23 protein-coding genes and 4 pseudogenes are annotated in these 24,194 nt (G+C 37.1%); 11 read left to right on the forward strand and 16 right to left on the reverse strand.

Annotated elements, in window-relative coordinates:
• Positions 1–173: 173 nt before the first annotated feature.
• On the forward strand, positions 174–644 hold the full coding sequence (locus SAGCYANO_RS29820) for an RES family NAD+ phosphorylase (protein WP_202223415.1): 471 nt from the start codon (positions 174–176) through the stop codon (positions 642–644).
• 173 nt (positions 645–817) lie between these two features.
• Here the strand turns inward: SAGCYANO_RS29820 and SAGCYANO_RS29825 are convergent, their stop codons facing one another.
• The 3 genes from SAGCYANO_RS29825 to SAGCYANO_RS29835 all read right to left on the reverse strand — a co-directional run bounded on the left by SAGCYANO_RS29825 (position 818) and on the right by SAGCYANO_RS29835 (position 5,865).
• Complete coding sequence (locus SAGCYANO_RS29825; protein WP_237396843.1) at positions 818–1,945, reverse strand: sensor histidine kinase; 1,128 nt, start codon at positions 1,943–1,945, stop codon at positions 818–820.
• A 166-nt stretch (positions 1,946–2,111) separates the two neighbouring features.
• Complete coding sequence (locus tag SAGCYANO_RS29830; RefSeq protein WP_202223381.1) at positions 2,112–2,693, reverse strand: cache domain-containing protein; 582 nt, start codon at positions 2,691–2,693, stop codon at positions 2,112–2,114.
• A 2,590-nt stretch (positions 2,694–5,283) separates the two neighbouring features.
• Positions 5,284–5,865 (reverse strand): thioredoxin family protein, encoded by a 582-nt coding sequence (locus SAGCYANO_RS29835; RefSeq protein WP_202223382.1) that lies wholly within the window; start codon positions 5,863–5,865, stop codon positions 5,284–5,286.
• Between the two features lie 413 nt (positions 5,866–6,278).
• On the opposite strand from SAGCYANO_RS29835, the gene SAGCYANO_RS45960 reads away from it, so the two are divergent.
• From SAGCYANO_RS45960 to SAGCYANO_RS29845, 4 genes are all read left to right on the forward strand, one after another.
• Positions 6,279–6,578 (forward strand): hypothetical protein, encoded by a 300-nt coding sequence (locus tag SAGCYANO_RS45960; protein ID WP_237396844.1) that lies wholly within the window; start codon positions 6,279–6,281, stop codon positions 6,576–6,578.
• Positions 6,579–6,866: 288 nt separating this feature from the next.
• Positions 6,867–6,989, forward strand: a complete 123-nt coding sequence (locus tag SAGCYANO_RS48200; protein WP_255502755.1) for a hypothetical protein — start codon at positions 6,867–6,869, stop codon at positions 6,987–6,989.
• Positions 6,976–7,410 (forward strand): IS200/IS605 family accessory protein TnpB-related protein, encoded by a 435-nt coding sequence (locus SAGCYANO_RS45965; protein WP_237396845.1) that lies wholly within the window; start codon positions 6,976–6,978, stop codon positions 7,408–7,410. The genes SAGCYANO_RS48200 and SAGCYANO_RS45965 overlap by 14 nt, the downstream gene beginning before the upstream one ends.
• A gap of 254 nt (positions 7,411–7,664) precedes the next feature.
• On the forward strand, positions 7,665–8,069 hold the full coding sequence (locus tag SAGCYANO_RS29845) for an NIL domain-containing protein (RefSeq protein ID WP_202223383.1): 405 nt from the start codon (positions 7,665–7,667) through the stop codon (positions 8,067–8,069).
• 892 nt (positions 8,070–8,961) lie between these two features.
• Here SAGCYANO_RS29845 and SAGCYANO_RS29855 read toward each other — a convergent pair.
• The 5 genes from SAGCYANO_RS29855 to SAGCYANO_RS29875 all read right to left on the reverse strand — a co-directional run bounded on the left by SAGCYANO_RS29855 (position 8,962) and on the right by SAGCYANO_RS29875 (position 12,790).
• Positions 8,962–9,465, reverse strand: coding sequence for an IS200/IS605 family accessory protein TnpB-related protein (locus SAGCYANO_RS29855; protein WP_202223385.1), 504 nt, complete (start codon positions 9,463–9,465; stop codon positions 8,962–8,964).
• Between the two features lie 378 nt (positions 9,466–9,843).
• Positions 9,844–10,104, reverse strand: a complete 261-nt coding sequence (locus tag SAGCYANO_RS45970) for a hypothetical protein (protein ID WP_237396846.1) — start codon at positions 10,102–10,104, stop codon at positions 9,844–9,846.
• Between the two features lie 572 nt (positions 10,105–10,676).
• The gene (locus SAGCYANO_RS29865; RefSeq protein ID WP_202223386.1) at positions 10,677–11,237 is read right to left on the reverse strand and encodes a shikimate kinase; all 561 of its coding nucleotides are present in this window, start codon (positions 11,235–11,237) and stop codon (positions 10,677–10,679) included.
• 205 nt (positions 11,238–11,442) lie between these two features.
• On the reverse strand, positions 11,443–12,165 hold the full coding sequence (locus tag SAGCYANO_RS29870) for a LapA family protein (protein ID WP_202223387.1): 723 nt from the start codon (positions 12,163–12,165) through the stop codon (positions 11,443–11,445).
• The gene (locus SAGCYANO_RS29875) at positions 12,158–12,790 is read right to left on the reverse strand and encodes a flavin prenyltransferase UbiX (protein WP_202223388.1); all 633 of its coding nucleotides are present in this window, start codon (positions 12,788–12,790) and stop codon (positions 12,158–12,160) included. The genes SAGCYANO_RS29870 and SAGCYANO_RS29875 overlap by 8 nt, the downstream gene beginning before the upstream one ends.
• 377 nt (positions 12,791–13,167) lie before the next feature.
• Between SAGCYANO_RS29875 and SAGCYANO_RS45975 the strand changes: the two genes are divergently transcribed.
• From SAGCYANO_RS45975 to SAGCYANO_RS29890, 4 genes are all read left to right on the forward strand, one after another.
• Positions 13,168–13,311, forward strand: coding sequence for a hypothetical protein (locus SAGCYANO_RS45975; protein WP_237396847.1), 144 nt, complete (start codon positions 13,168–13,170; stop codon positions 13,309–13,311).
• A gap of 239 nt (positions 13,312–13,550) precedes the next feature.
• Complete coding sequence (locus SAGCYANO_RS29885) at positions 13,551–14,312, forward strand: RNA-guided endonuclease InsQ/TnpB family protein (RefSeq protein WP_375340018.1); 762 nt, start codon at positions 13,551–13,553, stop codon at positions 14,310–14,312.
• Positions 14,313–14,406: 94 nt separating this feature from the next.
• The gene (locus SAGCYANO_RS50795) at positions 14,407–14,673 is read left to right on the forward strand and encodes an RNA-guided endonuclease InsQ/TnpB family protein (RefSeq protein WP_375340019.1); all 267 of its coding nucleotides are present in this window, start codon (positions 14,407–14,409) and stop codon (positions 14,671–14,673) included.
• Positions 14,674–14,789: 116 nt separating this feature from the next.
• Positions 14,790–15,041: a hypothetical protein gene (locus SAGCYANO_RS29890; RefSeq protein ID WP_237396848.1), complete on the forward strand. Its 252-nt coding sequence runs from the start codon at positions 14,790–14,792 to the stop codon at positions 15,039–15,041.
• A 145-nt stretch (positions 15,042–15,186) separates the two neighbouring features.
• Here SAGCYANO_RS29890 and SAGCYANO_RS29895 read toward each other — a convergent pair.
• Together SAGCYANO_RS29895 and SAGCYANO_RS45980 are read right to left on the reverse strand one after the other, a co-directional pair.
• Positions 15,187–15,369, reverse strand: a pseudogene (locus SAGCYANO_RS29895) (four helix bundle protein); the annotation flags it as partial.
• Positions 15,370–15,388: 19 nt separating this feature from the next.
• Positions 15,389–15,620 (reverse strand): annotated as a pseudogene (locus SAGCYANO_RS45980) (formylglycine-generating enzyme family protein); the annotation flags it as partial.
• 302 nt (positions 15,621–15,922) lie between these two features.
• Between SAGCYANO_RS45980 and SAGCYANO_RS48205 the strand changes: the two are divergent.
• Entirely contained in the window at positions 15,923–16,054 is a 132-nt protein-coding gene (locus SAGCYANO_RS48205) for a hypothetical protein (RefSeq protein WP_255502554.1), read from the forward strand.
• Positions 16,055–16,179: 125 nt separating this feature from the next.
• Here the strand turns inward: SAGCYANO_RS48205 and SAGCYANO_RS29905 are convergent, their stop codons facing one another.
• Complete coding sequence (locus SAGCYANO_RS29905) at positions 16,180–16,941, reverse strand: IS4 family transposase (protein ID WP_202223390.1); 762 nt, start codon at positions 16,939–16,941, stop codon at positions 16,180–16,182.
• Positions 16,889–17,281 carry a hypothetical protein gene (locus tag SAGCYANO_RS29910; RefSeq protein ID WP_237396849.1) on the reverse strand — a complete coding sequence of 131 codons (393 nt, stop codon included), beginning with the start codon at positions 17,279–17,281 and terminating at the stop codon, positions 16,889–16,891. Before SAGCYANO_RS29910 ends, SAGCYANO_RS29905 begins: the two co-directional genes overlap by 53 nt.
• A 69-nt stretch (positions 17,282–17,350) precedes the next feature.
• Between SAGCYANO_RS29910 and SAGCYANO_RS29915 the strand changes: the two genes are divergently transcribed.
• The gene (locus tag SAGCYANO_RS29915) at positions 17,351–17,491 is read left to right on the forward strand and encodes a hypothetical protein (RefSeq protein WP_202220409.1); all 141 of its coding nucleotides are present in this window, start codon (positions 17,351–17,353) and stop codon (positions 17,489–17,491) included.
• A 4-nt stretch (positions 17,492–17,495) separates the two neighbouring features.
• Here the strand turns inward: SAGCYANO_RS29915 and SAGCYANO_RS49555 are convergent, their stop codons facing one another.
• From SAGCYANO_RS49555 to SAGCYANO_RS29930, 4 genes and pseudogenes are all read right to left on the reverse strand, one after another.
• Entirely contained in the window at positions 17,496–18,326 is an 831-nt protein-coding gene (locus tag SAGCYANO_RS49555) for a reverse transcriptase domain-containing protein (protein ID WP_307786000.1), read from the reverse strand.
• Between the two features lie 25 nt (positions 18,327–18,351).
• Entirely contained in the window at positions 18,352–18,825 is a 474-nt protein-coding gene (locus SAGCYANO_RS49560) for a reverse transcriptase N-terminal domain-containing protein (protein WP_307785999.1), read from the reverse strand.
• A gap of 618 nt (positions 18,826–19,443) precedes the next feature.
• Positions 19,444–20,631, reverse strand: a pseudogene (locus SAGCYANO_RS29925) (protein kinase); the annotation flags it as partial.
• Positions 20,632–21,206: 575 nt separating this feature from the next.
• Positions 21,207–23,514: pseudogene (locus SAGCYANO_RS29930) on the reverse strand (ribonuclease R family protein).
• Positions 23,515–24,194: the final 680 nt, after the last annotated feature.

Raw genomic sequence — 24,194 nt, forward strand, 5'->3', positions numbered from 1 at the left:
GATAAACCGAGCTTATATTAATATTGAACGATGAGTCAGGAAACAAAATTAATTAGTAGTTAGTCTGAATATTTGGAATCATTTATTCCAAACCCTAAATTTTATTCAATTTTAGTAGTTTACAAGATAATAATTATGAGTTTAATAGTATGGCGAATCTCTCATAAAAACATATTGATAGTGCTTTTAAAGCTGAAGCTTCTAATTGTAGCAGAGGGCGTTGGAATTCTAAGGGTACATCCTTGATTTATACTTCAGCCACATTATCTCTAGCAACATTAGAAACTTTAGTCAGTATGGAAATAGAAAATTTTGGCAATATATTTGTATCTATTGGTGTAAAAATTCCTGATAATTTACCGATTAAACAAGTAGATGAAAATTTATTACCCCATAACTGGCGCGATACTTCTCCACCTAATGTTTTAGCCTCGATTGGAGATAAATGGTTAACGGCTAAAACAACAGCAGTTTTAAAGGTTCCTTCTGCTATTATTCCTCAAGAATATAATTATTTGATTAATCCTTTACATCCTGATTTTGAGAGAATTTCAATTTATCCACCTCAATCTTTTACCTTAGACCGCAATCTAAAAAGTTTTGTCAAAAATCTAGAAAAATTTAGTTTGTTGAGTATTATCTGATACCAATTATCCACAATAGAACTAAAAATTTATGCCGCTCGGGAATGGGAGGAAATTTTTAACTCAAATTTATCGGGATGGTAATGATAAATTCTGTATATTTTCCTTTTGAGAATGACATTCTAGTTTTCCTTTATGTTTTTCAACAATAATTTGATAACTAATCGAAAGTCCTAACCCAGTCCCTTTACCAACTGGTTTTGTTGTAAAAAAGGATCGAATAAACGAGAGAGAACTTCTTCACTAATTCCTCCTCCATTATCAGTAATACAAATTTGTACTAAATTGTCCAATATTCTTTGAGTTTTAATCCGAATCAAGCCAGAATTAAATTCAAATTTTTGAGAATTTTGAGCATCTTGAATCGCATAAATTGCATTGCTAAGAATATTCATAAATACTTGATTAAGTTGTCCAGGATAACAGTCGATCAAAGGTAGTTGACCATATTCTTTGATGATTTGAATATCTGAATATTCAGATTGAGATTTAGCTTTGAAGTGACTCTGTAAAATCATTAAAGTACTCTCAATTCCTTCATGTACATCGACTTTTTTAATTTCGGTTTCATCACAACGAGAAAAGATGCGTAGTGATTTGACAATCTCCTGAATGCGGTCTGTTCCCACTTCCATAGACTTCAGGATTTTTTTGAGGTCTTCTTGAAGAAAATTGAATTCGATCGCTTCAATTTCTGCCTCAATTTCTTGATGAGGATGAGGATAATAATTTTGATAGAGTTGAACTAAATTTAGCAAATCTTGAATATAATCTTTTGCATAAACAATATTTCCATGAATAAAGTTCACCGGATTATTAATTTCATGGGCAACTCCGGCAAGCATTTGACCTAAACTAGACATTTTTTCACTTTGAATCATCTGAGCTTGAGTCTGCTGAAGTTCTTTTAATGTTTCCTGAAGTTCTTGTTTCTGTTCTTTTAATTTAGCTTCTGATTCTCGTAGCAAATTTTCGGCTTGTTTACGTTCTGTAATTTCTAAAAGGAGTTTTTCTTGAGCATTATTTAACTCGTGTAGAGTACGATTTTTTTCCTGAAGTTGTTCTTCAAGTTCGTCGGTTTGAATAATTACTTGACCTGCTAATGGACGCAATAGTAAAACCATGCCACCTGCTCCCAGAAAACTTAAAATAACTATTAGAATTGCAATGGTAGCTAACTGGCGATTAACAGAAGCATACAATTCCTGACGATCGATTTTAATCACAAGTCCCCATTTTACTTTTGAGAGGGGTTCAAAGGCAATTATTTGACCATAAGTCCAGAATTTAGGTTCGATCAACGTCAGTCCTGATTCTTGAAGAACTACTGTTTTTTCCAGTGCTTTAATAATAGGTTCTGATAAAGTTTGAGCTTCATTTCTAGAGGATAAAAATAATTTTACTTGTTGGTTTTGAAAGGTTCCTAAAAAATTTCTCCTGTTTGACCTAGTCCAGTATAATCTGTGATTATTTTTCTAAATCCTCCGTTTTAAATAAAACTAAATCTGTTCCCTGTTGTTCTTGATTAGAGTTAAAAATTGCTTGGCTAACAATTATATAAGATTGATTATTGAGGCGAATTGGATTGCTAATTTGAGAATTTTGAGAGTTCTGAGTGGAAAAATCCCAAAATTTTTGAGGGATAGGTAAACCAAGTTGAACTACCAATTGATTATCTCGATCAAAGCGACTAATACCGACTACATCTTCGCTTCTATTTAGAGCATCGCTCAGATAACGTGTAATGTTAGAAACAGTAGAAGCACGATTATTTAAACTGCGGTTATAAGCTTCTAATTCTAGTCTTGCTTGGGTACGACTAGCAATTTGTGTTGCAATACCTTTGGCTTTTGAGAGAAATTCTTCTACTGCTAAAGTTCGAGTTCTTAAAGCTGACTGTAAATTGCTTTCTTCGTTTCTTTTGAGTTGCTTATAAAGAGGAGCTATACTGACTATTGCGACCAGAACACTAATAGTAAATATTCCTGCTGCAGAATAAAATATTAAAAGTCTTTGTAATTCTTTAGAATTGATAGATGATTTATTCATAAGTGATTTATTTGACAAATTAGGTGAGTTTTATCATATAGTAATTCCCAAGAAGCGTGAGGTAGGCAAATTCGTTGGTTTTAGGGAACACTTAACTAGGAATAGAAGAGAAATAAAGATAGGTGTACCTCATTAGGTTGAGAAACGCTATAATATATAAATTATATTTTAGTTGTGCAAAAATATGTGATAAAACTAGAAAAAATTGGTTATTTTCTAGGGTTATTATTTGTTTTTTCAATAAATTCTTGAGGATGGCTATGACAGATATACAAGTTCACCTATTTTATGAAATTGTATTTTATTTGATATGATATTATCTGCTTTTTTTCCTTTTCTATAGCTATCTAAGTAAGTCGGTGTTGAAAATTATCGTTATGAAAAGGCAGGAGGCAGAGGGCAGAAGGCAGAATGGAAGAGAGTTTTTGGCAAATTTACTTTTCGTTACTAACTTGCTGTTTTTGCAACGTTCTACTTAATTCAGAATTTATTTATCTATATTTTTACAAAAAATTGTGATTTAAAGCCTCCCATTTTAAGGGGATAAAAATATTTTTTTGATTCAATCCTCTTATTTTAAAGGAAAGGTAATTATTAATTATCAATTGTTTAAATTAGGTTGATAGCGGTTTTCACTCATGTTGACTTGCATTGCTTCTGCCTTCTGCCTTTAAGCCGAAATCTCTGTATTCTATATTAATAAAAACTGCTATAAGACCTCCACACTTATTTGAAGAATTAGTTGTAGTGGACTGACACAGCTAAAACTGTACACTCTTATTTTTGTTTATAGATGTCTTTTTCTCCCCACACTCCCCACATTCCCCTCCCAGGAGGGGTTAGGGGTGGGGACCCACACTCCCCATACTCCCCACACTCCTCATCTAACGCACTATTTTAGATGAAACAGTCCAGTAGGTGTTGATAGTGGTTCTGTAGACGTGGAGGGACAACACTCAGAATATCTAATCATCAGGACTTACCCAAATTGACTGTAAAACCACCATCTGTAGGGGCGAATGGTATTCGCCCTCCCCATAAATAGAGTCTCTGTGTAAGTCCCGATCATAAACCTGATCGTTGATACAGCCTATTTCAGGTTTATCTCAACGTTGCTTGAAGACCCGCGCTCTCCCGAAAGGGAGCGTCGGGATGTTTGCGCAGCATGACCTAGGAAAAACCAATCAATTTTGCGGTTTTGGCAATAGTGTGTGATACTTACAGTCTGGCTGCTGGGCTAGCAGTGTCAGTCTGTTGAGCGCGCCTTTAGACCGAAAAGAGGCTCGACCTTGGAGGCTGGTGCATTGTTAGCGCAGCTCCTCTGCAAGAGGCAGCAGAAAGACCTAAGAGCGCGATGGTTAGGAATCCCGCGCTGTCTCGTAGAGCAGCGTCGGGAGGATGTCAACAGATACAGTAACTACAATTTCAGGACTTACGCAAAAGATCAATTTATACGCCACCTGTAGCGGCGGTTTCCTACGGAATACTTCCCTACGGGATGCTACGCAAACGTAAACGCGTTTGCGGAGCATTCCGTGAAGAAACCGCCCCTACTAGATATGGTGGTTCTGCGTAAGTCCTGAATTTATAAAGCAGTTTTAAAAATACTGACAGTTAATCAGATTAAGGAGTTAACTTCATTTACTTGCAATCTGCTGTAACTGATTCAATTTGCATTATTTGCGGTTGATATTAACAGTATTGATGAGTAAATTATCAGATAAAAATTAACATCATACCTCTGTTACTTGTATAAAAAAAGACAGCTTATTAAAAAATTGACTAAATTATATCTCCTAAGAAATAAACTATGGTATTTTTTAGCTGAGTAAGGTACATTTGTTGTAGTGATACCATTTCATTTTAAATATGTCACAAACAGTTTCATACCTTAATATATGAAATAATAGTTTGAAATTATTGTCAGTACAAAGTATTCAGCTTGTACAATCTAACTTTTAAGGGGTCATTTCAGTTATCAGTACCTCCGACTAAAGCCGGAGGCTTAAAAATACTGAATTAAATATTCTCTTGGTCTCATGGATATGGCGAGAAAACCTCGCCATCCCACCCTCCGGGAAACTGCGCTTTTCGGTGCGGAATGCTACGCTTGCCATGTCGGCGACAGCCGTTAACGTAGTTATGCTTCGCATAACTACCGCTTTTCATCCCCTTAAAAGGGGAAGCTTTGGACCTCATTTTTTGGTAAAAAGAAAATTCTGCACTTCTTACCGAATAATTAATAATTAATAATTATTAATTAAATAATTCAGCTAATTCCGCCTCCTGCCCTTTCAAGGGAAAAAAGTGCTAGGATATTTCCTTATATTCAATTCCGTAACAGTTTTAACCAGAGGTAATTATCCATTATCCATTATCCATTATCCATTAATGAACTCCCTATTGTAGGAGGTACTGATAACACAGTTCCTATCTCAAGAGGTTAACTGAATTAACTTCCGTGAAATGGTATTATTTGCTCTTACCTAAACTTTGTACCTCACCAGCATTAGAATAGAATTGCTATATACTTAATTACTAAGTAACTAAAAAGCAAGTAACTCTATATATACACAAGCTTAATCGACAACTATTGCACTTGACTACCGTGAACTCTCGGATCGGCTTGACTTGCTTTAATTGGTGCTACTGATGTTTCAAACTTAGACTCTTGACCAACAGTACCATCGTATGGTAGTAAATTCCCAGCAATTAAAGCTTCTATATTTGCAGTCATCACAGATTTTGGTATTTCTCCAATAGTCTGGCCAACTTCAGACCCCTCTCGATCCAAAAATACAAAGTGGGGAATACCATCTACTCGATATTTTACCAACTCTGGTAACCACTTACTGTTATCCACATTCAACATCACAAAGTTGGCATTTTCAGCATACTGTTGTTTAACTTCCTCCAATTCAGGAGCCATAGCTTGACAAGAAGTACACCAATTAGCATAAAATTCAACTAGACTCGGTTTACCATTTGTTAAGGCCACATTCAGAGGTGTTGCAGCTTCAGCCATTTCACCTAAAGAAATCGAAGCAGTTTCCGTTCGTAATCCGATAAAAATGGTGACTGATAAAGCGATCGCGACCAACGCCACAATGAAATTTCTCAGGCGGGTTGCGAAAGGGAAAGTATTTGTAGACTTAGATGGGTTTACACTCATTGTCAAAAAGTTAAAGAATTTTTACAATTAAAAACTATAGCTATTAGTTTAGCAATTGCCATCTTAAACAAGGGACAGAAAAATTAATTACCTAAATAGGGAGCATGAAAGCCATCGTCTTTTAAGCGATGGATGAAAGGCGAGGAGTCGGATTTTAAGGAGATGTATTTTATTTGACCGAAAAGCAAGGTTAAAGGCCCCCATGTTTTAACCGGGGGATGGAAACAACCGAGTCGTTTAGACTAGATAACTAAAGTGGTCTTGTGCTATTATTAACCACAATAAAGCCATCCAACCCCTGTTTGAAATGTACTGTTGTCAGCAAGTTTTAGTAGGTAAAAATCCCGAATTAATTGCTATTTTAACATTCTTGTGTGAACAGTCTCACAAGCTAACTAACATGGGAATATATTATGGTCGGCAATTATTTTTTAAGTCTCACAAAACTCTCGGCAAGTTTGACCTGGAAAAAGTTTATAAAAACAACTATCATTACAAAGCTTTATATTCGCTCTTCAGCACAACAAATATTGAGAACTGTAGTTGAATCATTTCGCTCTTACTATGGTCTTATTATTGCCTATAGTGAAGAAAAAATCTCAGACAGACCAAGGATTCCTAACTATAGAAAAAAAGGGGGAATGGCTACAGTAAGTTACCCCAAGCAAGCATTAAAACTTAAAGATAATCAAATCAGAGTACCACGCTTGTAATACCTGTAAACGCTGGTTTGGAATAGATAGCTTTTTAATTCCAATGCCTAGTATAAGAGCATTTTCTACCATTAAAGAACTGAGAATATTGCCGAGAAATAGATGCTTTTATTGGTTATGGTGTCTATAAAAAGAAGTAGTATTTAAACCTCAATTAAATCAAGAAAATGTATTAGGAATAGACCATGGTGTAAATAATTGGTTGACCTGTGTATCTAATGTAGGCACTAGCGCGGGTTGTAGATGGTAAACACCCACCCCTTTAGTTCCCCTCCCGGGAGGATAGGGGTGGGTTGGTATAACAAACAAGTATCAACCATTAAAGAAAATCAACCTCAAGGATTTTGGTCAAATAGGCTAGCTGCTATTACTGAAAAACGTAACCGCCAAATGCGATTTGGGTATAAATAAAGCAGCCAGAATAGTAATTAATCATTGCTTAAAAAATTCTATTGGTAAAATTGTTTTTGGTTGGAATAAAGGTCAGAAAAATCAAATAGAATTAGGGAAAAAATTTAATTCAGAATTTGTACCAATTCCCACAGCTAGACTCAAAGAAAGAATAGCTCAGTTGTGTGAAGAATATGGAATAATATTTATAGAAACAGAAGAAAGTTATACTTGTAGGGCCGAATGGCCATTCGCCCCTTCATTTTTAGATGGTGACTATCTACCTAATTATGGTGAAAAACTCGGTGCTGGTGCTCGGAACCTGAGTCCGAGCAAGGAAGCACCGACCCTACGGGCCAATGATTGGAAACCGTCAGGGAAAAGAATAAAGCGTGGTTTGTATAGAACAGGGAATAATTGGTGTGAAGACTGCAGACTGTAATGGGGCTGCAAATATAATCACAAAAGTAAGCCGCAAAACTGTAGGGGCGATTCGCGAATCGCCCCTACTTAAGCCGACTGTGTAGGGGCACTTTGACTTGTCCCCAGAGAGTGTATCTTTGGTCAGCGCTCGAAGAAACGAAGCAACATGGATTTATCCTGTTGCGTAGTATCTGCTTAGAATACCCGTGACTTGAGTCCGGGGAGTAGTCAAAAACAGTCTAATTATTCTAATTAGGGGAGATAGAAATAACTATGAAAAAACGAGTGACTTTAACATTTCCACAACGTTCAATTCAGATGCCAATTACTTATCGGTTGGCAAAAGATTTTAATGTTGCTGCTAATATTATTCGTGCTCAAGTAGCGCCAAATCAAGTTGGTAAATTAGTGCTGGAATTATCGGGAGATATTGATGAATTAGATGCTGCTGTTGAATGGATGAGACTAAGAAATATAGATGTATGTTTGGCTAGTAGGGAAATTTTAATCGATGAAGATAGCTGTATAGACTGTGGTTTATGTACTGGTGTTTGCCCTACAGAAGCTTTGACTTTACAACCTGATACCTTTCGTCTAAATTTTATTAGGTCTCGTTGTATCGTATGTGAACAATGTATTCCTACCTGTCCAGTACAAGCAATCTCTACCAACTTATAAATTTAATGTGAAACTAATACCTTTACTTTCTTTAATCCTACTTTTAATTAGTTACAGCATCTTAGGCTGGAGATTAGCTAATGCCCAAGCTTCTCAGTTATTATATCTAGCTGTTATAGCTGCTATTTTTTATTAGATATTATTTTAACTGTTCCTCTACCTAATTTTAAAGTAATAATTAAACCCTGGTTTCAATCTGATATTACTACCTTTATTTCTGTGATTCTTTGTGCTTTTTTATTTGTAGTTTTCATTAGGTGGGTTACCATTTCTGTCGATGCTTTAGTGTTAATATCTGCAGGAATATTGGTAAGACTTGATGCTCAAGTTTGTGGCTTTAAAAATTGGCAGTCTTTTGTGATTTTACTAATTATTTCTCAAGCAAGTTTAGGGCTAGGAATTTTACTTTATAGACTTAAATTCTAGCATAATTAATTAAACTCGAAAGACCTTAAACCTCACCTATACTAATGCTATGAAGTAGAACACAGGGTGTCGTGAGGCTTATAGCAGTTTTCATGTTTCATAGAATACAGAGATTTTGGCTTAAAGGCAGTGGGAGCTGAGGGCAGCTATGCTGAAGTTTTGTAGTCAACATGAGTGAAAACCGCTATAAAAATCCTGAACTGTAGTATCATGGACAACTTCAGGAGTGTTTCGTTAAGTGCTATTATATGTCGCCTTGGCTTCAAGAGTAAGTTCAGATTTGAATATTAATCTTATGGGTTGTATAGTTCATAAAAATATAGTCAAATATGACATATCCTTCGGAGCGCAGGTGTTATCCTGACGCTCGTGTTAGCGCAGCTCCTCCGGAGGAGGAACTACAACACCCTCTATCCCATAGTCAAATGCATTTGGGACTGCTTTTCTCATAATGTTCAAAGAACCATTAACACACCTCATTGATTAATCTTTTGCTGGCGGTACTATACAAGCCTCTTTTTATTCTTTTTCCTGAAAAGGTGACTTGATTTTTCTCACTTTTGTTGTAAACAGGTATCAAATAATTATCTATAAAGCTTGCTTTTGACATATAAGACTCTTCTGTAAGAATTACATTTATCCCTACCATTTTTGCTTTATAACATAACATTTCTATTAACCTGTTATAGGGAACAGATACAAAGTTTTGATTATTTCTTTTCCCTAAATTTATCTTCTGCTTCCACTCTTGATTGTGCCCTATTATCAATGTTCCTATTTTCTGATTAATCAGGGTATTAATAATCAAACGAGATGCAATACGCAAGATAATCTTTGATTTTAAATTCTCTTTGATTACAAAGTTTTTTAGCCTCTTACTTGATTGATTTTCCCGGAGTTTAGATTGTAGGAAGCTCTTGACTTTATTATAGTATTGATTGATAGATTTTAACGGTCTGCCATTGATCACTCTTGGGTTTTATCCCGGCGCTTATTAAAAGTTTCGGCTGTCGCCGACATGAAAATGTAGCTAAATTGTTTAATCCTATATCAATAGGAGCACAACGATTTTTTTCTAGCTCGTATTGTTTTTCGCATTTCTCATAAATGACCTCAATTATATAATGATTAAGTCTAGGGACGAGACGAACTTGTTTAATTTGTGAAGTAGGTACTAATGTTTTTAGGTAAATCCCTGTTCTACTGGGATTAATAATTCCTTGTTTCAAGTTGCCTCTTGCTGATGGCTTGTGTGGTATAAACTAGAAGATTTCTTCCTGTTACTTTATTTTTATATCCCGGAATACGAGGACGAGATTTAAACTTTGATGGATTCTGTTTATAAACTTCATTCGCTGCTAAAAAGCTTTTCGGTGTTTCTGTCTAGTATCATCAATATTTGTTGAGAGACTTTAGCTGGCATTGCTTGATAGTCTCCTTGAGTAGAGAGTGTTTTTTGTAGGTCGTAATAGGAGAGATTTGTCTTTTCAAAGATGAAAGATTTACGAACTAAATAATTGGCATAGTTATAGAGGTTTTTAGATAAGAAACACAGTCGGTCAATTTCAGTATAAAACCGATGATTTTTCCTATGGGATATGTCTCTCAACTAATCTGATAAATCAAGGGGTTAAAATTATATTAGGATTCGAGGATTTCGGAATTTTTCTGATTATTTAGTCTGGAACTAAGCGTGCCAATTTAATTATACTATTAAACCTTGGGCCTTTGAGTTATTAAATTTTGTCAAATATTTAATAGCTTCTTAATACAAATCAACAAAGATATTTGACATCGCTTGACTATATATGACTATATTTATGTATAACCTTTATTATACACGTTTAATAAATTGTCAAATATGTAACAACTAATAATAGTTTATTTCTGAGATAATAGTAGAATAGCGTTTAACTGTCCTTGCTCCCTACCTGATGTATGGTGGGGTTTTTTTATTATAATCTACAAAATTTTCGGGGCTGCACATTATAGAATGATACTGCAAAAAATAGGTGTTCGACTTTGACTAAAAAAACCTAATATTAATAATTCTAGCAATTCTCAAATCCCAAATCCTGTTCATCAAAAATCTCAAATCATTCGTCACTGTGCAACCCCTAATTATTAATTATTAATTGTTGAACCCCTTGCCGAATTTAGTTGGGATGAACCTTTAAAGAACTAATTTAGTACAGCCGATCTTACAACTTTTTTTACTTCTGCTAAAACTAACATAGTTAACTGTTCCGGAGTAGATGTAGGGTCCACATGAATATGAACATCTGCATTAGCATAAAGTGGCCGTCGCTCCTCTAAAAGAGCCTGAAGTTTACCTAGAGGGTCTCTATCCTGAAGCAGAGGTCTAGTTCGATCGCCCTGTAAGCGACTATGCAATACCTCTATAGGCGCATCTAACCACACGACAATACCATGCTGTAAGTAGCTCCAGTTAAAATGGTTCAATACTATACCACCACCTGTTGCAATAGTCAAATTTTTATAACTAGATACTTCTGCCAATACATTTGTTTCCAACTGGCGAAACGCTGCTTCACCATCATCAGCAAAAATTTCATTGATAGACTTGCCAGCAACTTGAGAAATCAAACTATCCGTATCTAGAAAACGATATCCTAAATCTTGGGATAGCAACTCTCCCACCGTTGTTTTACCCGCCCCCATCATACCAACTAGATAAAGATTTACTCCCTGTAACAACTTCTTATTATTACTAAAATTCATAAGTTACCGAATAATGAATAATGAATAATGAACAATGAATAATTAAGAGTTGATAGTTAATAATTATTCATTCAAAAATTCAGGTTTAAAGCCGACCCTTTTAAGGGGATAAAATCAAAAAAAATCCTTCCACCGCTTAAAAGACGGTGGTTTCGCACTTACCGAATTTTTATGATGAAAAAACACTATTAAACAAAAGCCAAACTTATTTTGGATCTTCTGACTGATTATCTTTGTCAGAAACTTGCTCATCTTTTTCCTCTTGAGTAGGTATAGATGTATCTGCAGGAGGAGGAGGAGTAATTATCCGATAATCTGCATCATAAACAGATTCAGTTTGACCAACACCTGAACTGCTACTATCACGATAACCATAAGAATATACAGAACCAGACCAAGAACCTGTTTTTGGCTGTTGTTCTGCTTCATGATTTTTAGTAGCACTTTGATTAACAGATTCTTCTGTTTCTTCTAAATCTTGTTCCTCTGTGGTGCCATCCCAAGAACGATTAACCCTGGGAGGTCTTGGTTGCCAATCATCATAATTTTCATCTGCCTCAGTTACTTCTGAATTTTTATTCAGGTTAAAAGAGCTTTGAGAATCTGAAGTTACTTGAGGTTGTGAAGCATCCCAAACTTCCTCGGTTCTATCTTGATGATGAGACTTTCTAGAACGAGGTCTAGCAGGTTGTAAATTCTTTTTTAACAGGTAATTTGAAAGTCCAAAAGTACCATAAATCAACAAATAAGTAATCACACCTGCAAGAAAAGCACCTAAAATCCATAGAGACAAAGGTAGAGGTATAGATCGTAACCCCAAAAAAGTTAAAGATAAATTAGGGGACCAATTTTGCCAAGAAAACAAGGCCAACCCAACAATTATCAAGATTAAAACTACTAACAACAGTAAATTCCGAGATCTATTCATGGCCTATCCACCGTTTTATAGGAACACAATCTAAACCAAATTGGTCTAGAGCACGAGCTACCACAAAGTCTACCAAATCTTCTATAGTTTGGGGATTATGATACCAAGCTGGGATTGCCGGGACAATTCTTGCTCCTGCTTCTGCTAGAGTAGTTAAGTTTCGTAAATGAATCAAGCTAAAAGGTGTTTCCCGTGGTACTAGGATTAGTTTCCCACCTTCTTTTAACTGTACGTCTGCTGCACGCTCCAGTAAATCTGAGCTGAACCCAACAGCCAATTTACTCACTGTTCCCATACTGCAAGGAATGATTATCATACCTTTAGTTCTGTAGGAACCACTAGCAATATTAGCTCCTATATCTTGCCAAGGATGACAACGGAGTTTGCCATTGTTTTCTTCTCCTGCTTGCTCTCGCCAGAATTTTTCTTGTTTAGTTGGTTCGGCAGGCATTTTAATATTTTGTTCTGCTTGCCAGACTGAGTAGGAGGCTTTTGATGCTACTAAATCAATAGTATAATTGGATGCTAACAAGAATTTAATAGTTCTGACAGCATAAATTAGTCCTGATGCTCCTGTAACTCCAATCGTTATCGGTAGTTGCGGAGTAGAAACAGAATCATTCATTTTCAATAAATCTTTTTAGAGCTTACAAGGGTAATTTTTTTAGCAAATCACCAATAAAGTAAAACGCTTTCTGCGATTTTTGTAGCTTTCAGGACTCCACTTGACCATAACCTTAGAATTTTTAAATATTATATATAGAGACTATTACTTTTTTAGTTTAAGACAAATTTTTAGATAGCCTCTTTTTTTATGTTATTTTTTTTTACACCTAACTATCTATTGGTCAATAGTGAAGGAGAAAATTATGGGTACTAGAGAAGCGTCTTTTTTATTAGGTATCTCTCATCTAGTGAGTGTTTATACTTATTACTAGATAACTTCTTTTTATGTTATCTTTTTTTTAATCTAACTATTGGTCAATAGTGAAGGAGAAAATTATGGGCACTAGAGAAGCGTCTTTTTTATTAGGTATCTCTCGTCAACGTTTATTAGTTTTACTCGCTCAAGGTAGAGTCAAAGGAGCGGAAAAAAAAGGCAGATTCTGGGAAATTCCTGTTTCTAACAGTGGATGCCTAGAATAATTCCGGCTCGGCGCGGTCCGAAAGGTATCTGGCACTATCGGGAAACCACTGTACCTCATAATGATTCACGTTAATCAAAAGAAGATTATAAGTAATAAGGGCTATCAACAGTATTAAAATAATTGGACAAAGTGAGACACAATTAGACATTTACTGTGGTATACTAGATTTATGTTTAACTTATTAACTATATATGAAACAGCAGAACTGCGCGCTTAGTGCCAACAACTCTAATAATCATGAAATCTTTTAAGACTAAGCTAAAACTTAACAACCAACAAAAAACAATACTTGCCAAACACGCAGGAGTAGCTCGTCATGCTTATAACTGGGGGTTAGCAACTTGCATTACTGAGTACGAAGAAACTAAAAAACGCCCCAGTGCAATTACCCTGCATAAACGCTTAGTAGCGGAAGTCAAATCAATTAATCCATGGTATTATGAGGTATCTAAATGTGCCCCTCAACAAGCATTAAGAGACTTAGAGAGGGCATTTAAAAACTTTCTAACTATTGCGAGCCGTGGATTCCCAAAATTTAAAAAAAAAGGTAGAAAAGACAGCTTTTACTTAGAAGGAAGTATTAAAATTTTCCAAGGAAACTACATACAATTACCCAGAATAGGAGTAGTAAAAACATACGAAATCTTACCATCTGTACCAATAAAAAACGTCACTATATCAAAAAAAGCAGATAGTTGGTACATCAGTTTCAAGTACAATTTTGAATCTTATCCAACAGAAAAAGCTGGAGAAACTATAGGTGTAGACATAGGCATAAATACATTAGCAACCTGTTCTGATGGCAGCAAATTTGCTAATGTCAAAGCCTACAGGCAAGCCAAAAAACGATTAGTTCGTCATCAACGTGCAGTCAGTAAAAAAGTTATTGGTTCCAAAAACAGACGCAAAGCAGTAAAAAAACTAGCAAAGGTTCACAAAAAAGCGGATGCGACCCCGCGACGACGTCAGCTCGCTTGCGGAACGCGCACCAAGCAGTAGCCGATATCAGAGCAGATGCACTACATAAACTCACAACATGGGCGAGCTTTAAACCACAGCCACCTAAGTAATTGAGGATTTAAACGTAAGTGGAATGCTCAAAAATCACGGAGTAGCAAGTGCTATTGCTGATTGTGGATTTTATGAATTTAAACGTCAACTTACATACAAATGTGAATGGTACGGCAGTGAATTAGTCATAGCTGATAGATTTTATCCAAGTTCTCAAATATGTTCAAACTGTGGGCATAAACAGAAAATGCCATTGCACTTGAGAACTTATGAATGTAGTGAATGCGGTTTTGAAACTGACAGAGATTTTAATGCTGCTGTCAACTTGAAAAACTATGTGAATCAGTAGCTTGAGTTCCAAGCGAATTGAAGCCTGTGGAGAGAATAAGTTACAGACTGCGGTCAGTGGTTCTCACAGAAACAGGAAGCTAGCTCCAAAACCTATGCGAACGTGTATGGGTAAGTTTGGGTAAGTTTAGTAGAACGGCTCCAGAGAAATTAGAACCAGTAGTGTCACTCAAGCACAACGAGCGCAACTATTATGGTTATGACTTATATATTTCAGGTCCTTGCCAAATCGTCTATCGACCTTATAATCCAGCAAAATGTGGCGCTCATCTGTGGATTAATACTTATCATCCAGTGCAATTTATAGACAGTCAATTTAATCTCGATCCAGCCACTGCAAGGCAACCCTACAAACACATTAAGAGGTAGTTTAGTTTCAAAGTCAGGCTCCTTCGTCACCAAAAAATATTTATTCGCTCTGAGTAGCTTAACTGACAATAACCTCAGCCTTTTTTCAGTGAAAAGTTATCAGTTATCAGCCTTTTTTCAGTGAGCAGTTATCAGTTATCAGTTATCAGCTTTTCCAGTTATCAGCCTTTTCAGTTTTTGTGATGATGGAAAATAAGATTTTGCTAATCTCATCTGCATCCTGATGGATACTTTCAAAAGCTTTTTCTTCAATATAGTTAGTATTTTTGAGAAGAGATAACCAATACTTTGTTTCTAAGACTTCTTTATAAGCTATTGACATTTTTGCCCTAAAGTCAGCTTAGTTCATCACCATAAGGATACCTACCATCATAGTTAACTAACTCAGTCGTTATAGTTTCCCCAAAATAAAATCGTGTAGTTGTTCCTGCACGGGCGCGCATATTCCCACTGACTCTCACTGGGTAAACTATATTTCTTACCTGTTATTTCTGAGAGTTTCTGACAAAATTCTGTCGCGTCGTTCCAAGTTACCCATTCTACAGGCCGATTTGCACCTTTAAACGAAGAATGATTGTTAGAGTCGATGGAGGGTATTATCCCTCGCACCTCTCCTTCAGAACCGGACGTGCGACTTTCACCTCCAAATCGGCTCCTAGATAATCTTAGGCTTTTGGCCTGCATGCCCATGTGGATGTAGTCGTGACATGACTCATGTACTGCTAAGAGATTCTTAGGTTTCCAATTGTCGTGGTTGCCGTCGATATGGTGCAGATGTACCCTTTCGTTTCCGTCCAAGTAGTGTCCACAATGTCCACATTTATAGCCTTGTCGTTTTAGCGCTTTTGCTGTGTTGCCATCCTCACGGGGTGACAAGCTAGTTGAAAGCTATATGTAGAGAAGAATTAGCTGAAAAAGATGAAGAATACTTCAATCAAAAAAGGGAACGCTGGCTTGAGAATAGATGGGGGTGTGTTGCGATCGCAACACCCCACTCCTATGTTGAACAATAGTTCAAGCAAACTTCTAAATAATATTATTAAACAACTTAAAAATTACTTTTATTAATCGATCATTAAGCAGAAATTACGGCTTTATTAAGTAGTGTATTTATAGCTTTAATTCCTCTTCGATAAAATCAGGTTTTATGAGGATTTAGCATCATTAAATCTCCTACTAATTCCCACATAAAATTATCATTTACTATCCAGTTAATACCAGATAATCCGAGATAAAAGTTACTGTGTCTTCTGTATTTTCTTCTTTTTTCATTAGTTCTTGAGATATATTCTTGAATTCTTTTATTTTTGATTTTTTCTCCTGCCAATGAATTAATTGTGTATGAAATAGCTATCAATAAAATTAAATTATTCAACCTTTTTTCGTTAGCTTTTGATGATTCCAGATTATAACCACCAGTTTTATAGTCTTTAAACATGGCCTCAATTCCCATTCTTTGGCTATATACTTTTTTGACTTTCCCTGCTGTGGATAAATTGCTTAAAATATACCATTTTTCTGAAACAGATTTGTGACGATATCTCTGTTTTTCATATATCAGTAAGTTATACATTCCTACTCTCTTTATTTTAGTAATTTTTTGATTCAAAAATAACTTAGTTTCACCGATATTTACCTTTAATTCTGATATATTACAATATTTTTGACCTCGTTTAATCATGGTTGACTTTTTTCGTCTCAATGCAAAATATACGTTATATTTTTGGTATTTTTTCAGCCAATGTGATCGGAAAATACTGTGGAATTCTCTATCTGCTATGAGGACTATTTTGTATTTTTTCAGGAGTTTAAATACCGGACGCATTACTGCTTGTTGCTCTGTTAAATTACTCGAACCTTGATGAGTTAAAAATTTCCAATATATGGGTAATCCTCTCAATTTCGGTCGCTACACTAATCATTAATATATTAGTATTTTGCCACTCAGTTCTATCTAAAATTAATACTAATTCTGAGTTAAAACCGAAGATTTTTTCTACCATAATTTGTACTAAAGGAAACCAAAAAATAGGTAGACTTAATTCATTGATAGTTAAAAATCTTTGTATATGTTTTCGCTTACTTTCAGCTTTAATTGGCAGGGGAAAATAATTAGTTAGTTTTGATATTTGTATAGTTTTGTACCGGGAAATTAGGCATAACAATATTTGTAATGTTATTACTTGAGATTGATTCAATTTTTGTTCAATATGGTCTTGATAAAAGCCTAATATATTCACTTTTTATTCTTTTTTTGTTTCTAATTATCAAACCTTTTTTATCATATTTTTAACTGTTTTCAAGTTTGTTTGAATAAAGAATCAACTTTAGAGGGAGGTGTGGGCGATCGCACCACATCCCCCATCTATTCTCAAGCCAGCATTCCTTTTTTATTGAAGTATTATTCAAGTTTTTCGGCTAATTCTTCTCTACATATAGCTTTCAACTAGCTTGTCACCCCGTGAGGTTGCCATCATATAAGTTGGAATTTCTTTTGCTCCAGTAGAGTAAGTCACCGTCATACGGAGATTTTTCCCCTTTAACCATGACGAACTTGTTTTCGGAGTACGAGACCACCGGGAATGCTTGATTTACGAGTTTTATAGCTTCATTTTTGCCTTTATTTTTATCGGCTCTAAACCGTATAAAAACATCTTGGTTTAAGTACCATAAACTAAACCTTGAACCGTCCATCTTGCAATATCGGTGGTAATTTCTCCAACCCCTGATAATGGGACTTAGCTTTTTCGCTTTGGTGGCGGTGGCTAATACAGAGTTGTTGACTATGGCTTTAGCTTTCTTGCGGAGTTTTTCGTAGTTTTCCTCTGAGGGAGTACATCGAAATTTCCCGTTTTCTTGCACCTTGAAGTGCCATCCCAGGAAATCAAAGCCTGTCGTTGCCCATGTTATCTTTGTCTTCTCTGTTGATATATTCATCCCGCGTTTTGCTAGGAACTGCTGCACTTTTTCTAAAATCTTCTCAGCGTTATCTTTTGGTTTTAAGAAAAATACCATATCGTCCGCATATCTTACGGATGGATGTATTTCCTCTATCCCGTTTAATGCTATATTGGCTAGTAGTGGTGATACTACACCACCTTGGGGTGTACCTTGTTCTGGGAACTCAGGTGATACCCCTGCCTTTAAGCATCTCCACAGCCCCGTTTTTATCTGTTGGGGAGCAATGACCTTAGTCATAATTGCCTTGTGGTTAATTCTGTCGAAACATTTTTCAATGTCTAGTTCGATTACCCTCTTTTCGTGACCTTTAACCTGACTTTTCAGGTTATCAAAGACGTATTTTTGAGCGTCATGTGTACCTCTCTCTGCCTGGTCTGAAGCCGTAACTTCGGGCGTGGAATGTTACCTCGTGGGCGGGTTCTAAGGCATATTTGATCAGACATTGCCATGCCCTATCTGCGATGGTTGGGATTTTTAATGTTCGGATTTTCCCATTTTTCTTAGGGATTTCAACTTCCCTTAATTCCTCATGTTCCCAATGGTTTGCTTCTTTTAACTTTTGAGCTAAGTTAAGCCTTTGCTTGAAGTTTAAGGATTTTTGTCCATCGACCCCACAAGTTTTCTTCCCAGAATTAAGCTGAGAGACTTGCCTTACAGCCAGCATCCTTGCAGCATGGGATTTCAGCACCAAACGTTGAAGACTTTTTACCTTGCGGGTGTCTCCATTCTGCATGGCTTTGTAGATTCGTTTTTGGAGGCGGAACAGGTTTTTCTGGAATTTCTTCCAGTTTTGGTTGCTCCAGGTTTCACTATGATTGTTCATGTGTCTAAACGTACTCTCTTACTAAATTTCACTACGCTGATTACCCTGCAAGCAATTTGCGCTTGCATCCTACCCGTTGGAGAGGTTTCCGTGCTTTCCCACCTACTCTCTTATTCGACCTTTCCTAGAGACTCTCTCAACGTTTTTCCTCGTTCCGAGTTACAGATTGTTTTGACGGTTTAGGGCTGCCCAATTCGCCTACACGAATCTCAGGGATGGGTCTGACGGAAATATTTTGACGCGAGAATACTCGTGTGCGGTCAGGAGGTTTGAGTGACTCCTTGCCGGTCATTAAGACGCTTTTTCAGGACATTCCGTAATGTACCCATGCCGTCTCCCCATTACCCCCAGTGTGCCTATCACTCTTAGCTCTGGTTGAGGCCTGATGTCAGCTTCACTCTGCTAGTGAAAAGTTCTAGCTCGGTGTGACCAGGTCGGGAGTCCGTTGTCCCCTAACGGGCTGGACTTTCACCAGCATCCGTAACTCAGTTATCCAACAGGCTCTTCTTTGGTGGCCTCATATAGCGATGAACTATACAGGCTCTTCCGCCGTGGCCTCGTTAGACCCTATTCATACCCCTCTAGTTTCTAGAGGCTCCTAATAGGAACGGGTCGCACATTTCCCATAACTGCTTGCCATTGTGCTTGAGTGACTGGATACTTGCCCATGAAAAATTCTGGCACATCTACATAATGTTGCGGACCTTCACTCTTCGATCTTTTTGCTTCCCTCTCTGGAGACCCCATGAGAAATTTACCTCTGGGAATTTTTACCATTTCTAGGGAGACTCCATTACCCAGGTTTTCTGTCATTACTTCTGCTCGACCTTCAGTGCGACTTATTATTTCTCCTCTCCTGTTAACTTTGACAGTAGTAAATGTCTGAAGTCGAGGGAGTATAGGTTTTGTTTTAGGAATAGATGGAATAGTTGGTGCTATTGTCGGAACTGGAGTCGGAACAGGTACTGGTTGTGGAGCAATTAAAATATTTAACGCCTCCAATACCTCCATCGCATTTTTATAACGCTCTCGAAAATACTCCTGCACCATCTTATCCAATATATCCGCCAGATAATTACTTACCCTTGCCTCCTGTCGCCAGATAATATTGTCTGTATCTTGGTCTGTAGGTAAATCTTTTGGTTCCTTCCCAGTTAGTGCTTTTATGCCTACCATTCCCACTGCATAGATATCGCTACTCAGTTTCGGTCTGCCATTACTTTGTTCGCTTGGCATATATCCAGGAGTTCCCACCGTTACAGTTAAAGTTGTTGCACCAGGTTGGTTAGCAGTAGTTAATACACTTATTTCTTTGACCGCCCCAAAATCTATCAAAACTATTTTGTTATCCGACTTCCGGCGCATCAAATTTTGTGGTTTAATGTCTCGGTGAATAATATTTTTTTGATGAGCTACTGTTAATCCTTCTAATATTCCTGTCAGTAAAGTAATAGTGTAAGACTCGCTTAATTTTTTCCCCTCTGTCAGTTCCTTACTTATATCGTGCCCTTCTATATATTCTTGTACTAAGTAAAATTCTGTTCCTTCCTGGAAATGAGCCAATAATTTTGGTATTTGGTCTGAGTCTCTGCCTAATTCGTATAACGCCTCCGCCTCCCTCTCAAACAACTTGAGAGCAATAGGAAAAACAGTTGGGTCTGAGGTTTTAGGTTTGAGATGTTTAACAACACATTTCGGATTTCTTGGTAAATCTAAATCTTCAGCCAAATAGGTATCCCCAAACCCTCCACTGCCAAGAGTTTTAATAATTTTGTAATGGTTTCTCAGGATTGTTCCAGGCCGCATTTTTTCAGTTAACAGTTATCAGTTATCAGCTTTTTCAGCTTTTTCAGTTAACAGTTATCAGAATTTCTGGGGTGCTGCTTAACAAGCAAGTATGGTTTTTTTGCCCTAACTTAAATTGAGTATATATGAGCACAACTTCTCCATTATAAATATAATACCATGTCAAATTTTCTTGTCAACCCGCATTTCAGTTATCAGTTAACAGCTATCAGTGATCAGCTTTTTCAGTTAATTGACAAGATAAATATGGACTGTTTTATCTAAAATAGTGCATTAGGGAGTAGGGGAGAAAGATTGTTGTTGGGTTTATCCTACGGATAAGCTACAAAGATCGTCCCTCAACCCAAGCTACATCTATTGCAACATTTAAGATGAAACAGTCTAAATATTTTGGTGGTAGTGCATCATACAGCGCTTTCCATTCTCCATGAGGTACACCTATCGCGGCCAAGATGCCAGCCAAGTGGGAGCATCTTGCTCCCGTACTAGACTATTTCATCTAACTTTTTCCCCATCACCCCATCACCCCATCACCCCATCACCCCATCACCCCATCACCCCATCACCCTACTTAATTAATATCTATAAGGATGACTAGGGGTAGAAAACTCATCATCATCAAAAGCAATGCTACCACCACCCACTGCAACTAAATCAATTTGCTGGCGGTAATAATCAACACTCTTGACCTGTACTTCTACCATATCACCCAGTCGATACTGGTTACGATTTTTGCGCCCCACAAGAGTTTGTTGCCGGGAACGATATTCATACCAATCATCTTTGAGAGAGGATACATGAACTAAACCTTCTACTCTGAAAGTTTCTACTGACTCAGAGGAAATCTCAATTTCTACAAAAAAACCGTAAGACTGCACTCCTGTAATCAAACCTTGGAAGGTTTGCCCTGTGCGTTCTTTCATCAATCCAGTTTTAATTAATCCCTCCAGGTCTTCTTGAGCATCCTGTGCCACATTTTCTCGTTCTGTTAAATGTACAACTACTGATGTTAGTTGTGCTTCCAACTCTTGCTGTATTTCTGGAGGTAAAACATTCCAGGTGATTTTACCATGACAGGAAGAATGACCTAGTTCTACACCCTCTTTTGAACGACTCGAACGGCGATCGCGCCCTTCATTAAAGATGGTATGTAATACTCGTGAAATCAGCAGGTCAGAATATCTGGAAACTGGTGATGTACAATGAACATAACCATGTTGCAAGGCTAGTCCAAAATGTGGTTGAGCTATGGTACTATAAATAGCTGGTTTCAAAGTATCTTCAAGCAAGTATGCCAGCACTCTTTCTGATTTCTGTGCAGTAAATTCTTCAATAAATGCTTGATAGTCAGCAGGTTGCACGTCTTCTTCATCTTCCAGATATAACTCAGCTCCAAGATTACTAGCTAATTTAATAAATTCTTGAATGTCTCCTGGATCTGGAGTGTTTTGGACTCGATAAATTGCTGGTACTCCCAGTGCAGTTAAGTGACTTGCTATTGCTTGGTTCGCTAGGACAATTAATTCTGCTACCATAGCTCTAGCTGGAAATAGTTCGGGAACTATCATTGCTCCCAATTCTCCCTCATCATTATAATAGCTTTTTTTCATCTGGTAAATTTAGATCGAAACCACCTCTTCGTAATCTGGCATTGCGGACTGCTTGACTGACATTATTGAGTTTATTAATTGTACTCTCTATTTGTTCTGAGGGTAGATTAACTAATTCTTCTGTATTGCCATTGATGATTTGTTTCGTCTGTTCGTAGCTAAGGTGAGCATCTACCTCGATCACACTAGGTTCAATTTCAAACTCAACTATTTGACCATTTTTATTGACCGTAATTAGGATAGATATAGCGAGTCTATCTTTCTCTGGTAGTAAAGAACAGTAATCACTTGATACGATCTTTGGCACGATCGGAATTACTTTATCCCGCAGGTATATGCTGATACTTCGCTTACGAGCTTCCTTGTCTAGTTGTGACTCTGGCTTAATAAAGTATGCTACATCAGCAATATGAATTCCCACTCGCCAATAACCAGAGGAAGTGGTTTCTATACTCAGAGCATGGTTAATGTCTTTCTTATTGGCATTTCCAAAGGAAACCGTGAGCAGTTCGCGCAAGTCTAATCTATTTTTTTGATCGGCCTTGGTCGAGTGCTTAACTAATGACTCAGCTTCTGCGATCGCAGCATCAGAAAAAGACCTGGGCAAGTCATGTTTGCAACATACTATATCCAGATCGTCTGCAGCTTCTGCATCGGAACCGAGAATTTGAACTACTTTTCCTATTGGACGTTTTTCTCCCAGGGGATAGCGCAATACTTCGACATGGACGAGGTGATCGATGGCATTCCCTAGGTCAGAATTTTCTGGTACTAAGTCTATTTCAAATAGTAAGCGATCATCTAGGGGAACTGCCCGATAATAGGGTTCCCCATTATGTCCATTTATCTGTTTGATTCTGGCTAACAAGGAAGGGTTAGCACGTTCTAAGATTAATTTTACTTCTCCTTCTGGACTCCGACGACGACTGCCTTCTTTGATGATTTTGACTAAGACGCGATCGCTATTCCAGGCGTTGCTCAGATGACTTTCCCGGATATAAATATCTTCAGTTCCTTCTGAGTCTTGTATGGCGAAACAAAATCCTTTACTGGAGCAGCGCAGTTTTGCTTCTACAACAGAGTCTTCAAATAGTCGTCGATAACGACCTTTATCTTTGGCTAAAACTCCTATTTTTTCTAGAGCATCCAAAGCAATTTGTAATTTATTGATACTTTGGTTGTCTTGACAGTCTAGTTTTTTCTCCACTGCTTTAGGAGCGACTAACTTGTCTTCACTAAAATTTGCTAGGAGTGTAGCGATGGAAAATTTCATGTAGCGTTTTATCCTTTTTGTTATCGGTTCAGCTATCTTAGTAAATTAGTCTGCCTTGACTGTCTCACCTTGATAGTTGTAAATCAGCTTTCCCTAGTTAAATGCTTATAAGCTAATTTTGGCAAGACATTTACTGAGTAGAGTTATTTCATCGTAGACAAAACCGCCCAGCTATCTAGTATTTACCACTATCTTTGCTACTTTTTGTGAATGTATTAGGATAAATGGCTTGTACTTTTTTGTCTTCACCCTACGTTTGTGACGTTCTCCCTCGTTATAGCGCTAGCTTAACGAGGGCTTCCCTCCCTCACGGAAAAGGGCTTCCTGCTTCCAAGGTTGAGTATCCTCTTCACCTCCACAGGCAGCAACGATGAGACCCACCGCCGTTTTGTACTGTCCAGTTATGTACTCACCTAGCTATCTTCTTTGGTGATTCAGATTTATGGACGTGCGACTAATTTAATCCTTTGTTTATTCTATAAGAAAAGGTATCAACTTTGGACTGTATTGTTTGTCAAGTAGATCGTCCCATAGCTTTCTGGACATCAGATATGCTGATTGGCCGCGCTGTCCTGGTTCATCTGCCAATACTTAAGTTACCCATAAGTTGAGGTACTAATCATAACATTATTTCTTGAATATCGATCGGGATTACGGGATTAGTTGCTTTTTGGGATAAT

The sequence above is a fragment of the Okeania sp. KiyG1 genome, assembly GCF_014132355.1.
Lineage (GTDB): Bacteria > Cyanobacteriota > Cyanobacteriia > Cyanobacteriales > Microcoleaceae > Okeania.